The organism is Pseudorhodobacter ferrugineus DSM 5888 (assembly GCF_000420745.1).
Taxonomy (GTDB): Bacteria; Pseudomonadota; Alphaproteobacteria; order Rhodobacterales; family Rhodobacteraceae; genus Pseudorhodobacter; species Pseudorhodobacter ferrugineus.
In genome coordinates this window covers 15,060-28,624 of record NZ_ATVN01000005.1, presented here as the reverse complement: position 1 = coordinate 28,624, position 13,565 = coordinate 15,060, and the positions used below count along the sequence as shown (strand labels likewise).

Annotated in this window: 12 protein-coding genes; 4 read left to right on the top strand and 8 right to left on the bottom strand. The window is 60.1% G+C overall.

Translation table 11 applies throughout. From position 1 onward, the window contains the following. Positions 1 to 25 precede the first annotated feature (25 nt). Together G560_RS0105940 and G560_RS0105935 are read right to left on the bottom strand one after the other, a co-directional pair. Entirely contained in the window at positions 26 to 679 is a 654-nt protein-coding gene (locus tag G560_RS0105940; RefSeq protein ID WP_028913783.1) for a protein-L-isoaspartate O-methyltransferase family protein, read from the bottom strand. Between the two features lie 95 nt (positions 680 to 774). Continuing rightward, positions 775 to 1,755: a hypothetical protein gene (locus tag G560_RS0105935; RefSeq protein ID WP_022703396.1), complete on the bottom strand. Its 981-nt coding sequence runs from the start codon at positions 1,753 to 1,755 to the stop codon at positions 775 to 777. A gap of 114 nt (positions 1,756 to 1,869) precedes the next feature. On the opposite strand from G560_RS0105935, the gene G560_RS0105930 reads away from it, so the two are divergent. After that, a complete protein-coding gene (locus G560_RS0105930; protein WP_050525224.1) occupies positions 1,870 to 3,264 on the top strand; it encodes an NAD(P)/FAD-dependent oxidoreductase in 1,395 nt (464 codons plus the stop codon). 144 nt (positions 3,265 to 3,408) lie between these two features. Here G560_RS0105930 and G560_RS0105920 read toward each other — a convergent pair whose 3' ends face one another. From G560_RS0105920 to G560_RS0105895, 6 genes are all read right to left on the bottom strand, one after another. Continuing rightward, positions 3,409 to 4,023 carry a glutathione S-transferase family protein gene (locus G560_RS0105920; RefSeq protein ID WP_022703393.1) on the bottom strand — a complete coding sequence of 205 codons (615 nt, stop codon included), beginning with the start codon at positions 4,021 to 4,023 and terminating at the stop codon, positions 3,409 to 3,411. Between the two features lie 115 nt (positions 4,024 to 4,138). Next, positions 4,139 to 5,545: an amidohydrolase gene (locus tag G560_RS0105915; protein ID WP_022703392.1), complete on the bottom strand. Its 1,407-nt coding sequence runs from the start codon at positions 5,543 to 5,545 to the stop codon at positions 4,139 to 4,141. Positions 5,546 to 5,622: 77 nt separating this feature from the next. Further along, positions 5,623 to 6,141, bottom strand: a complete 519-nt coding sequence (gene idi / locus G560_RS0105910) for an isopentenyl-diphosphate Delta-isomerase (RefSeq protein WP_022703391.1) — start codon at positions 6,139 to 6,141, stop codon at positions 5,623 to 5,625. Continuing rightward, positions 6,132 to 7,022, bottom strand: a complete 891-nt coding sequence (hemF, locus tag G560_RS0105905) for an oxygen-dependent coproporphyrinogen oxidase (RefSeq protein ID WP_022703390.1) — start codon at positions 7,020 to 7,022, stop codon at positions 6,132 to 6,134. Before hemF ends, idi begins: the two co-directional genes overlap by 10 nt. Before the next feature lie 63 nt (positions 7,023 to 7,085). Beyond that, positions 7,086 to 9,122: an NADH:flavin oxidoreductase gene (locus G560_RS0105900; protein WP_022703389.1), complete on the bottom strand. Its 2,037-nt coding sequence runs from the start codon at positions 9,120 to 9,122 to the stop codon at positions 7,086 to 7,088. Positions 9,123 to 9,211: 89 nt separating this feature from the next. Then, positions 9,212 to 10,579 (bottom strand): phosphohexomutase domain-containing protein, encoded by a 1,368-nt coding sequence (locus G560_RS0105895; protein WP_028913780.1) that lies wholly within the window; start codon positions 10,577 to 10,579, stop codon positions 9,212 to 9,214. Between the two features lie 240 nt (positions 10,580 to 10,819). Here G560_RS0105895 and surE point away from each other — a divergent pair, with 240 nt between their 5' ends. Genes surE through G560_RS0105880 form a run of 3 tightly spaced genes read left to right on the top strand, consistent with a single transcriptional unit; the run spans position 10,820 to position 13,510 of the window. Further along, positions 10,820 to 11,608: a 5'/3'-nucleotidase SurE gene (gene surE / locus G560_RS0105890; RefSeq protein WP_022703387.1), complete on the top strand. Its 789-nt coding sequence runs from the start codon at positions 10,820 to 10,822 to the stop codon at positions 11,606 to 11,608. After that, positions 11,605 to 12,270, top strand: a complete 666-nt coding sequence (locus tag G560_RS0105885) for a protein-L-isoaspartate(D-aspartate) O-methyltransferase (protein WP_022703386.1) — start codon at positions 11,605 to 11,607, stop codon at positions 12,268 to 12,270. Before surE ends, G560_RS0105885 begins: the two co-directional genes overlap by 4 nt. A gap of 58 nt (positions 12,271 to 12,328) precedes the next feature. After that, complete coding sequence (locus tag G560_RS0105880; RefSeq protein ID WP_022703385.1) at positions 12,329 to 13,510, top strand: peptidoglycan DD-metalloendopeptidase family protein; 1,182 nt, start codon at positions 12,329 to 12,331, stop codon at positions 13,508 to 13,510. The last annotated feature ends 55 nt before the right edge of the window (positions 13,511 to 13,565 follow it).

The following is a 13,565-nucleotide window of genomic DNA, read 5'->3' as shown; positions in this document are numbered from 1 at the left end:
CTGTCAAATATGCCGTCTTGAATTATCAAAGCGCAAAAGCTGCCGCCGCCTCAAAACCCTGCAAAACCGGGGCCGATGCGTTAAACGCGTAGCGCCAAGTTACACCATTTGCGCTCTTATGGCCAATCTTTGCAACCCCAAGGCTGCCTTCCATAAAGATCACGCCAATCCGGCCACCGTCTTTCAGCTGCGCGGTCAATGCCTCGGGCACCACTTGCACCGCCCCCTGGATCAAGATCACGTCATAGGGCCCGTGCTTCGCCGCCCCCGCCACCAAAGGCCCCGCAATCACCGCCGCATTGTCAACATTATGCGCCGACAGCCGTCCCTGCGCCTCTGCCACCATCGCGGCGTCTTCCTCAACGGCTACCACAGCCTCGGCCAAACGCGCCACAACGGCAGTCGAATAGCCAAAACCGCAGCCCAGATCCAACACAGCCTCATCGGGCTGCACATCCACCGCATCAAGCAGCTTGGCAAAACTGCGCGGCTCCAGGATCACCCGCCCCGGCGCCACTATCAGGTTATCGCCCGCATAGGCCGCCTCAAGCTGCCCCTCGCCAACAAACGCCTCACGCGGCACAACAAGCATCGCCTCGATGATCGGAAACTTGGTCACATCAGACGGGCGAACCTGCGTATCGACCATCATGGTCCGACGGGCAGCAAAATCGGTCATGGAAGACCCCATTGGTTTAATTTCGGTTGGAGTTGTGATGCCACAGAACAGCGGCATGGGCAACATGCCCCGCGCAGGCACAATCCGCTTTTATGTCACAGCTTGGTCCCTGATACGTCCTTCGGCGCAACACCAACCCACGCCGCCGCTTTTCCCGCCATCCCACGGAATTTATCCGACAATTTGTCCAGCTTTGCCTCCCATTCGGGGTTGGGCACCTGCCCCTCGGTCACCTTGAAAAACACCTGCAAAAGGCAAGCAATGGCAAAGGGTTCAATCAACGCCGCCTTCACGGCCCAGGCAAAGATCAGCGCAAACACCAACCCACCCGCCGACCATGCCCCCGGCATCAGATACACAATCGCCGCCGCAGGTGCCAACATCACCAAAAACACGACAAAGCTCAGAATATAAACAATCGCCGTCAACCACGCCGCGTTCACCAACATCGGCCGCGCGTTCTGCCCGTACAGCACCAACGCCTCGCGCGCGCTGGCCCAAGGCTTCACCGCACGTGTCTTGATCGCGTGGGCCAAAATCACCTCATCGACCAACCCCACCGACACCCGCAAATAGGCCCGCACCACCCCCATGATATTGCTCAGCCCCGGGATCGGCAAAATTGACATCACCCCCTGCACAATGCCGGTAATCGCTCCCACCACCCCCTTGATCACCCGATCAAGTGCAAACAGCGCCGACGCCTGCCCGAACCGCGCCGCCACAACCGATCTGGCATAGTCTATCTGGCTGCGCCCCCCAGGCACCCCGCCGCCGGTCATCACCTCAACCATCACCGCGATATGGCCCGCCTTGACGATGTACAAAAGGTAATCGCGAAAGAAAAACACCACCCCCGCCGTCAACCCGAACCCGCCAAGCGCGCCATATCCAGTGGCCGTGGCACGAAACGCCTCATCCCCGAAATGACCAATCCCCCAACCAAGCCCCGCCCCGGTGCCCGTGGCCAAAACCAGCGCCGCCGTGATCCCGAAATACACAATCACGCGAAACAGCAAAAACGGTGCTGTCCGCCGCATCAACCCCAAAGCCGCAGATATCTTGAAATCCCACATGCGCTTCTCCTGAAAACAAACCTCTAAATGCTGCAACCTTGCGCCGCAATTTCCAACCACGCAAGCGTTTCATCAGACTTGCCACCGCCGCCGCCCCGCGCCATTCTGCCCCAAATGACCCCGCACATCCCAGCTCTTTGGCCCAAAACCACCGGCGAAACCTCCTTCTGGTTCACCCAAACCGGCCGCCCGATGCCGCGCCCGGCCCTGCCAGGCCCCACGCAGGCCGATGTCTGCATCATCGGCGCCGGCTTCACCGGCCTATGGGCCGCCTATTACCTGTCGCGCGCCGCCCCCGATCTGCGGGTCATAATGGTCGAGGCCGAACACGCAGGCTTCGGCGCCTCGGGCCGCAATGGTGGCTGGCTCACGGGCGGCTTTGCATGGACCCATGATCGCTACCTTAACACCAGCACTGAACAGGCCGTGCGCGCACTGGTCCGCGCCATGTCCGGCACGGTCGATGAAATCATCGGCATTGCCGCGTCCGCAGGCATCCCCGCGAATATCCGACGCACCGACGAACTCCTTGTCGCCACCAACCCCGCCCAACATGCCCGCCTTTTGGATGAACACCGCAGCCGAACCCATTGGGGCGAAACAGATATCCAAATAATTGATGCCGCCGACCTTGCCCAACGCGTCGCCATCCCGAACGCCCGCGCCGGGCTCAAAATCCCTAATGTCGCCCGCATCCAACCCGCCGAACTCGTCACAGGCCTCGCCCGATTGGTCGAACGCATGGGCGTCCCCATCTTTGAAAACACCCGCGTCACCACCCTGCATTCGGGCCGCGTTGAAACCACGCGCGGCCCCATAACCGCCCGCACCATCCTGCGCACCACCGAAGGCTTTACCAGTCAACTGGCGGGTCACGCCCGCGACCTGCTTCCCCTCAACTCCGCCCAAATCGTCACCGCTCCTCTACCCGAAAGCGTCTGGGACAAAATCGGCTGGCAAGGCTATGAAATGCTGGGCGATTTCGCCAATGCCTATTGCTACTGCCAACGCACCGATGATGGCCGTATCGCGGTCGGCGGGCGCGGCATCCCGTACCGTTTCAACAACCGCCTCGATCAAAACGGCACCCCCGATGATGAAACCATCCGCCGCCTGATCGCCATCCTGAAACAGCATTTCCCCGCCGCCGCCAACGCACCCATCGACCACGCATGGTGCGGCACCCTGGGCGTGCCGCGCGACTGGTGCGCACGGGTCGATTTTGACCCCGTAACCCGCATCGGCTCGGCAGGCGGCTATGTCGGTGTCGGTGTCTCGACTGCAAACCTTGCAGGCCGCACCTTGGCCGACCTCGCGCTAAACCGTCAAACCGCCCTCACAGCCCTGCCTTGGGTCAACCGCCCCTTGCGCAAATGGGAACCCGAACCTTTGCGCTGGCTGGGCCTGCGCGGCATGTACAAACTCCTCAATGCCGCCGACCGCGCCGAGGCACAAGGCGCAAACCCCTCCGCCCTCGCAACCTTGGCAAACCGCATCAAAAACAGCTGATGCGTTTCGACTTTAGCTTAAAATACAACGCTTCATCTTTGCAAAAATACTCACGCCGCCGCCCGCACCACAGCCCAGGCCTTTCCCATTTCATCTTGGCAAAAATACCTAAAAAACGCATCCGCTTAAAACGACCCAACAAAGTCAAAGCCACCCTTGCACCCGCACAGCCCGCACCGATGCCCGCACCTCCATCGCAGCCACAAACGCCGACAGCTTGGGATAGGCCGCCACATCCACCCCGTCCCCGGCCAACCAGGTCGTCACCACAAACAAATAGACATCCGCCAGCGTAAAAGCCTCGCCCAGCACATAGGGCCCGCGCAAAACCTCCTGCTCCAAATAGGCACAGCCCGCCGCCATCGTCTGCGGCACCTTTGCGCGCATATCGGCAAAACTTGCCTCCAAATCCGCCCAACGATGCCCCCGCAATTTATGCGCGTGGTTCACATGCAGGGTCGACGCGATGTAATACATCACCTCGCGCATCTGTGCCGCGACAAACGCATCTTGCGGGATCAACCCCGCCGCAGGGGCAAGCGCCGCGATATACTCCAAAATCGCGCCCGTCTCGGTCAAGCGGCCGTGATCCGTTATCAAACATGGCACCCGCCCTTTGGGGTTTATCGCCAGATAGGCTGGCTTGGTCTGCTCGCCCGCCGCAAAGTCCACGACCACAGGGTCATAGCCCACCCCCGCCTCCTCCAACGTAATTGCCACCGCGATAGAAATCGTCCCCTTGGCCAAAAAAAGCTTCATCGTCCCGTCCCTCCCACTGCCCTGCGTCCGCATGTCCGCAGGTTAATATTTGGTTAAAAAATTTGTGACTTCCACATTATATCAATAGGTTACAAAAATGTCCGCGCGCGAACATTCAACGCGGAATTGGCGGCATCACTTCGGGGGGCAGCGGGCAAACATAAGGTTCTCGCGCCAGTTTTGTCGCATGCTCGGCCTTTGCCTCAGCCAAAATATCAGGCCGCGCAAACAAATCCCGCCCCGTCGCCGCCATGATTTTGGCCGCATGGGTCATCCCTTTATGGGCCGCCGGCGATTTTCCCTGCGCCGTCAATTGCCAGCTATGAAACGGCGTCCCAAGTGCGCAAGTCGTGACCCAGGCCTGAACCGTCGGCACGGCCCAAGACACATCCGCCACATCCGTAGATCCCGATCCAGCAGGCCTTTGTTCGGCCAGCGGCACCACAAAATCAGCCAGTGGCAGGCCTAGGTCAACCGCGCGGCCAACCCTGTAAAACGTGTCCTCAATATGCTCTGGCGTCAGGGTCGCGCGGATCTTTGCCGCAAATTCCCGATCCGCCCCATCAAACACAGGCGCCCCAATCGCCACAATCTGCGCCTCCATCACCCGCTCCAAAACGGGGCTGGACAGCATCGACGACACCGCCGAAACCACTTTCGCCTCGACCCGAGTTTCGGTCATCAACGCGGCCCCGTCGCCAATTTTGCGCACCCGCGCCACCAAATCGCGCAGCCCCTTATTATCGCGCGAGCGGATCAATTGCCGCACCGTGGCTTTCGATTGCACCACATTCGGTGCCTCGCCCCCTGCATCCAGATAGGCATAATGAACGCGGGCATCATCCGGCATATGCTCACGCATATAATTGACGCCAACATTCATCAACTCCACCGCATCAAGGGCAGATCGCCCCAATTCCGGGCTGCCTGCCGCGTGGGCCGCACGGCCATAAAAGGTGAAATCAATTCGCATATTCGCAAGCGCCAGCGGCGCCATAAGCCCCGTATAATCACCGGGATGCCAGGTAATCGCGGCATCCACATCCTCAAACATGCCTGCCCGCACCATAAACGCCTTGGCCGCCCCGCCTTCTTCGGCCGGACAACCATAATACCGCACACGACCCGCGGTGCCCGTCTCGGCCAACCAATCGCGCAAGGCCACGGCGGCAAGCAATGCCGCAGAACCCAACAAATTATGCCCGCAACCATGCCCCGCATAGCCCAAAGGCTGCGGTTCGGCCACGCCAGGAACCTGCCCCAACGCTGGCAGTGCGTCATATTCACCCAAGATCGCGATAACTGGACCACCCTGCCCCCATTCGCCCATCACAGCCGTAGGAATGCCTGCCAAGTTTTGGGTAATCCGCGCCCCTTCGGCCTGCAACTGGGCCAGATGGGCAACACAGGATTTCACTTCGGTATAGGCCACCTCGGGCGTGTCGAACACCTGATTGGCAAGGCGAATGTAATCGGCCTCATGCGCTTCAACCTTGGCCCAGATATCATCAGAATTGCGCATCGCGTTCCTCATTGCCGTTGCCCCAACCGAGCGGCAATGGTGGCGGCAATCGCGAACAAGTTCCAGAGGCTTTCGCCTTAAAGCGCGCCCAAAATTTGCCCGCGATGCTGGGTCAGATAAATCCGCAACCAGGGGGTAAAACGGGTGGGGTCGGTTGAGACCTCATCCACTAAGGTCCCAATTAGAACCCAGCGTACGGCCTGCACCTCATCTGAATTCAGGCTTAGCGCAAGGTTTGGCGGCGCAGAGGCTGTGAAAACCGCGACCACCTCATCCTCGACCAAGCCATTGCCAACATCGGCGCGGTACCTGACTTCGCCCACCGCTTGCAAGGCCAAGTCGGTGATCCCCAACTCCTCGGCCAGTCTGCGGCGGGCGCAATCGGCATCCGCCTCTCCCCAATTGGGGTGGGTGCAGCAGGTGTTGGCCCAAAGGTTTGGCGTGTGATACTTGGCCGCCGCGCGCTGCTGGATCAGCACCTTGCCGCCGTCGAGCACAAAGACCGACACCGCCTTGTGCTGCAAGCCCCGCTGATGCACGGCCAGCTTTTCAACGGGTTGCAGGGTGCCGTCTATCCATGCAGGGATCAGATCCATTTGGCCATCGGTGGCAGGCTCATCAACACCGCATTCGCATCATGTCCGGTTGCAAGGCCAAATTTGGTGCCACGGTCATAGACAAGGTTATATTCGGCATAAAGCCCGCGATGGACGAGCTGTGTGTCTTTGTCGGAATCAGTCCAAACAGTATCGCGGCGCTGGTCAATCAGCGGTACATAGGCAGGCAAAAACGCACGGCCGATATCTTGGGTCAGCGCGAAATCAGCAGCCCAATCGCCGGTGTTGCGGTCATCCATGAAAATGCCGCCCACCCCACGCGCGCGGTTGCGGTGCGGGATAAAGAAATACTCATCCGCCCACGCCTTCAGCTTGGGGTAAAGATCATCGCCATGCGGAGCCAGATGCGCCGCCTGCGTGGCGTGGAAATGCGCCGTATCCTGCGCGTATTCGATGCAAGGGTTCAGGTCAGACCCGCCGCCAAACCACCACGCATGCGGGGTCCAGAACATACGGGTGTTCATGTGAACGGCAGGCGCGTGGGGGTTTTGCATATGGGCCACAAGGCTAATGCCGCTAGCCCAAAAGCGCGGGTCGCTTTCCATGCCCGGCACACCGCGCGCGGCCATCGCCTTTTGCGCAGATGGGCCCAAGTCACCGTAAACCGTGGAAATATTGACCCCGACCTTTTCAAACACACGGCCACCACGCATCACTGACATCAGACCACCGCCCGCATCGGACCCGTCATCGGCACTGCGTTTGGTATCCGTCACCTCAAACCGTCCTGCGGGCAATTGGGCTGTGGGACCACTGGTTTGGCGGTCTTCCAATGCTTCAAAACTCGCAACAATCTCATCGCGCAGCGTGCGAAACCACGCGGCGGCGGTTTTGCGTTCGTGTTCCAGCATATCAGTCATCTGTCGGCCCCTTCTTTGCGCGACCGTTTAGCACTTGGGGTCAGGGACGCCAAGGGCGGCAGATCAGATCGTGCGCATCAGCCGCAGGGCGTCATAGATCGCTGCATGCGTGTTGCGCGACGACACGGCATCACCGATGCGGTAGAGATGAAACGCACCGTCGGGGTTAGGCTCAGGCGTTTGCGGATTGCTTGCAATAAACGCCTCGTAATCGACCTGCCCGAGGTTTTTCGACAAGGGTTTCAACGCAAAATAAAGGTCATCCAGTGGCACCGTGGCATTGTTGACGGTGACCTGATCGACGCGGCGTTCCACGGTCATATCGCCATAATCGGACCCGCAAAGCGCCACCAGCTCGTTGCCCTCGCGCCGCACCGACAGCACGCGCCACGTGACGGTAAAGGTGGCATTGGCCCTTTGCAGCGTGCGCATATAGGGGACAAGGTTCATCGCCATCACCTCGGGCGCAAAGCTGCGGTCGCGGGTCATGATTTCGACGCGCCCCCCCGCTGCGACCACTTTGTCGGCGGCTTGCAGGCCTGCGGGGTCGCCTGCTTCGTCATAGATCAGCACGTTGGACCCGGGGCGCGCATCACCCGACAGAATATCCCAAGTTGAGGTAACAAGGTCATTACCGCTGTCCAAAATCGCGGTTTCGGGCAGGCCACCCGTGGCGATGATAACCGCATCAGGCGCTTCGTGTGTTACTGTAGCTTCATCGGCAAAGCTGTTGAAATTAAATGTTACTCCCATTTTTTCACACTGCGCCAAACGCCAATCGATGATACCAATCATCTCGCGCCGCCGCGGGGTTTGCGCGGTCAAACGGATTTGGCCGCCAGCATTGGGCGCGGCCTCATGTACAACAACCTGATGCCCGCGCAAGGCGGCCACGCGCGCGGCCTCTAGCCCCGCAGGGCCTGCACCGATGATCAGTATTTTTTTACGCTTTGTCGCGCGGGCAATTTCATGCGGTTGTTCGACCTCTCGGCCCGTGCTGGGGTTGTGGATGCAATAGGCGTGGCCGCCTTGGTAAATGCGGTCGAGGCAGTAGTTGGCGCCAACGCAGGGTCGAATATCATCTTCACGCCCCTCGATGATTTTGCGCACCAGATGCGGGTCGGTCATGTGCGCGCGCGTCATGCCGACCATATCGAGCTTGCCCGCAGCCACCGCATGCCGCGCCGTTGCAACATCGGGGATGCGGCTGGCGTGAAATGTGGGCAGGCCCACTTCGGCGCGGATACGGCCTGCGAAATCCAGATGGGGGGCGGATTTCATGCCCATGATCGGGATCACATCGGTCATCGCGGGGTCAGTGTGGATTTGGCCACGAATGACATTAAGGAAATCGACCTGCCCCGAGTCGCGAAACAGCTTGCCAATTGCCACGCCTTCGTCGGCGTCAATCCCGCCTTTTGCCACCTCATCCGCCGTATAGCGCAGGCCAATCAGGAACCGATCGCCTACGCGTTCACGGATTGCCGCCACCACATCCAGCGCAAAACGAGCGCGGTTTTGCAATGACCCGCCATAAGGACCGTCGAGCGTGTTGGTGAAGGGCGACATGAATTGGTCCATCAAATGCCCGTAACATTCCAGCTCTATACCATCTAAGCCTGCCGCATGCATACGTTCGGCGCTATCGGCATAGTCCTTGATAATACGGGAAATATCCCAATCTTCGACCTTTTTGGGATAGGCGCGGTGGGCGGGTTCGCGGGCGTGGCTGGTAGAAACAGACGGCAACCAATCGCCCTTGTCCCAGCGGGTGCGGCGGCCCAGATGCGACAGTTGGATCATCACGGCGGCCCCGTGATCGTGGCACTCATCCGCCAACTGCTTCATCCAGCCGACCACCTCATCCTTCCAAACAAGGATGTTGTTGAAAACGGGTGGGCTGTCGCGCGAAACGGACGCCGACCCCGCCGTCATGGTCAGTGCCACGCCCGCCTTGGCCCGCTCTACATGATAGGCGCGATACCGTTCCTTGGGCATGCCATCATCAGGATAGGCCGGTTCGTGGCTGGTGATCATGATGCGATTGCGCAGGGTCAAATGTTTCAGCTGATACGGCTGCAAAAGCGGATCGTTAAGCATGATGCCTCCTGATGTTCAGGTCAGGCTAACGCCCGCGCCCGAAAAACCAATAGCAAAAGCGACATCTGGATGTCTGGCTTGGCCAGTGCTTACGTTTCGATCAACCTGCGCAGGGTTTCGACCGCTTGCGCCACCTGCCCCGCATCGCCGCGCGATTCCACGTTCAGGCGCAGTAAGGGTTCAGTGTTCGATGACCGCAGGCTGAACCGCCAGCCGCCCATATCCAGCGACAAGCCGTCGGTTTCATCCACCGCCACGGCTTGTGGCTCCATCGCCGCACGCACCCGCGCCACAGCAGCCCGCGCATCGGCCACGACAAAGTTAATCTCACCCGACGACGGGAACGCCGCCAAGCGTTCCGTGACCAAATCGGCCAGCGTAACGCCGCGCCGCGACATCAGCTCTACAATCAATAACCACGGGATCATGCCACTGTCACAGCAGGCAAAATCGCGGAAATAGTGATGCGCCGACATTTCGCCACCATAAACCGCGCCGGTATCGCGCAAGGCCTGTTTCAAATAGGCGTGGCCCGTCCTCGCCATCACGGGTTTACCGCCCAGACGGGTTACGATGTCCTGCGTATTCCAGATAATCCGAGGGTCATGGATAATGGTTGCGGCCTTCTCCTTGGCCAAGAACACCTCGGCCAGCAGACCCACGATATATTCGCCGGGAATGAAACGGCCCAGATGGTCAAACAAGAAACAGCGATCAAAATCGCCGTCCCACGCAATGCCCATATCGGCCCCTGCCGCCAGCACCGCATTGGCTGTCATCGGCTGATTTTCGGGCAGCAAAGGATTGGGGATGCCATTGGGAAAGCTGCCATCGGGTTCGTGGTTCAGGCAAATGAACGACAAAGGCGCACGTTTTTTCGACAGCGCCTCGGCCAGCGCGTCAAAGGTGGGGCCAGCCGCGCCATTGCCCGCATTGACCAGAATCTTCATCGGGCGCAGCACGGGCAAATCGACAAAGGACAGCACAGACCGCACATACGCCCCGCGCGCCGCCTTGGCCTGTCGCACTTCACCGCCCGGCTTGGCGGGCGCAAAATCGGCACTTTCGGCCAAGGCTTTGATCTTTACCATATCCGTCGCAGGGTCCAATGGCGCCGACCCCGCCTTGACCATCTTCAACCCGTTATAATCCATCGGATTATGCGAGGCGGTAACTTCGATCCCGCCATCCGCCTCAAAATACGCGGTGGCGTGGTACATTTCCTCTGTGCCGCACAGGCCAAGGTCCAGCACCTCAACCCCCGCCTCAACCAGCCCTGCTTTGACCGCTGCGACCAAGGCCAAAGACGATGCGCGCGGGTCATGGCCCACGACAACCCGTTCAGCCCCCATCACTTGGGCAAAGGCGCGGGCGATGCGCTGCGCAATGCCTTCGTTCAACTCCGCGCCCAGACGGCCGCGAACATCGTAGGCTTTGAAACAGGTAAGCGCGGTCATCATATCCTCAGGCGTTTTACGGTGCAAACTGCACCCTTGCCCTTCAAAGACCATAGGCGCGGCCAAAGGCCAAGACCTAACCTGCCGCATTTTCGTGCAAATTTCGCCCAGCGTTTCACCCCAGTCCCGAGTGAGGCAAATTCGTTGCAATCGTCGCAGATTGCGCATCAATCAGGACTGGGCGCTTTACCCGCGCGCAGGGGTCGTCTAATCAGAACAGGACACCGACAAAGGCCTGATATGCGCATTCTGATCACCAATGATGACGGCATCAACGCCCCCGGGCTTGAGGTTTTGCACGAAATCGCCACCGAAATCGCTGGGCCGAATGGCGAGGTGTGGACGGTTGCCCCCGCCTTTGAGCAGTCGGGCGTGGGCCATTGCATCAGCTACACCCACCCCACGATGATCGCCGAACTGGCGCCCCGCCGTTTTGCCGCCGAGGGTAGCCCAGCCGATTGTGTGCTGGCTGGCATTTATGACGTGATGACCGATGCGCGCCCCGATTTGGTGCTGTCGGGGGTGAACCGTGGCAATAACGCAGGGCAAAATGTGCTCTATTCCGGCACCATCGGCGGCGCGATGGAGGCGGCGTTGCAGGGTATCCCCGCGATTGCGCTGTCGCAGTTTTTGGGTGAACGCACGAACGTATTGGCCGACCCGTTTGAAGGCGCACGTGTGCATGGCGCGGCCCTTGTCGCCAAGCTGTTGGACAAGGGGCTGTGGGACACGGACGATGATTACCAGCTGTTTTACAACATCAACTTTCCGCCCTGTTCGGCTGCCGATGTAAAAGGCAGTCAGGTCGTCACCCAAGGCTGGCGGCCAAACACCTATTTCGGCGTGGAACCGCATCACGCCCCCAATGGCCGCCGGTTTTTGTGGATCAAAGGCGGGGCGCAGCAAGTCGACAGCGGCCCCGGCACCGACGTGAACGCCAATATGAACGATTACATCGCTGTAACCCCGATGCGCGCCGATTTGACCGCGCATGACCGTTTGGCCGATATTCAGGTGCGTTTGGCATGACCACAGGGCCCGAGGAAAGCGACGACGATCTGGCCGAGCGCAAGATGCGGTTTTTGTTTGCCTTGCGGTCCAAAGGTGTGACTGACGCGCGGGTTTTGACGGCAATGGAGCGGGTGGACCGTGGCCATTTCATCAAGGGTCTGTTCGCCGATAAAACCTATGAGGATATGCCGCTGCCCATCGCCTGCGGCCAAACCATCAGCCAGCCGTCTGTGGTCGGGTTGATGACCCAAGCGCTGAACGTGCAGCCCCGTGATACAGTGCTGGAGGTCGGAACAGGGTCCGGTTATCAAGCCGCAATCCTCAGCCAGCTCGCCCGTCGCGTCTATACCGTAGACCGCCACCGCCGATTGGTCCGCGAGGCATCTGAGATATTTCGTGCCCTTGGCCTGACCAATATTACGGCCTTTGCCGCCGATGGCAGTTACGGTTTGCCCGACCAAGGCCCGTTTGACCGCATCATCGTGACCGCCGCGGCCGAAGACCCGCCCGGGCCCCTCTTGGCTCAAATGAAAATCGGGGGTATCATGGTCGTGCCGGTAGGCCAGTCGGATGCCGTGCAAAGCCTGATCAAGGTCACGCGCCTTGACAGCGGATATGAGTATGACGAACTTCGACCCGTGCGCTTTGTGCCCTTGATCGAAGGTCTAGGTGCCGAATAAGGCAGTAAACCAACCCGCACCGGGGCTAACCCGGGCGAACCCAATGAGGCCGTGCATTATGAACCGTATTTCTCCTTCTTCGTTCCCGCGCATTTTGATGCTTGGTGTCGCGCTGACGGCAATGACAGCCTGTACGCAACAAGGGGGGGGGCTGGATTGGGATTTGCGCGGGTTGACGGGCGGCGGTCTGGATACCAGTGGTGCGGCACGGCAAGCCACCGAAAACCGGCCCCGCGCAGACAGTCGCGGCGTCATTGCCTATCCGGGGTATCAGGTCGCGTTAGCGCGGCGGGGTGACACGGTCGCCTCGGTCGCGGGGCGGCTGGGGATGACTGCGGATGAATTGGGGCGCTATAACGCGTTGCAACCCACTGATTTGCTGCGCGAAGGCGAGGTGATTGCCCTGCCACGCCGGATCGACTCGGCCTCCATCATCGGCTCGGCCCCACCCAGTGGCGCGATCATTGGTGGCACGATTGCACCTGCACCGATTGAAGTGACAGCCATCGCTTCGGGTGCGCTGGACAGGGTGGGCAACTCATCGGCGGCGCCGGTATCAGCCGAGCAGCCGGGCCGCCACCGGGTCAGGCGGGGCGAGACGGCCTATTCCGTGGCCCGCATTTACGGCGTCAGCGTCAAGGCGCTTGCCGATTGGAACGGGCTTGGTCCCACGCTCGATTTGCGCGAAGGCCAGTATTTGCTGATCCCAACCTTGGGTGCAGCAGCCCCCGCCACTGCGGACAACACAGCCCCCGGCGCAGGCTCGGCAACGCCGGTGCCACCATCAGCGGCAACCCCTTTACCAGCAGAACAGACCCAGCCTGCAAGCGCCAAACCAAAAGAAACCCCCACCTCGCCCGATATGGGGACAACCCGCACCGCCGCATCCTCATCCGCGTTTGTGATGCCTGCGGATGGCAAGATTATCCGGCCCTTTGTGAAGGGCAAGACCGAAGGCATTGATATTGCAGCGCCGGCAGGTGCCACCGTGCGGGCAGCGGCGGCAGGTGAAGTGGTTGCGATCACCAAAGACACCGGACAAGTGCCCATTTTGGTGATGCGCCATGATGGCAATATCCTGACCGTTTATGCCGGAATCGACGCGGTGAAGGTAAAGAAAGGCGACAAGGTGAAAAAGGGCCAAGCGATTGCCGTGGTGCAAAACGCCAACCCCGCCTTCCTGCATTTTGAAATCCGCAGAGGGGTTGAAGCGATTGATCCCATGAGCCTGCTGCAATAACACAAGGCGCGCGCGCCACTTCCGGCACGCGCGTCTCTGTTTTACAACGGGATTT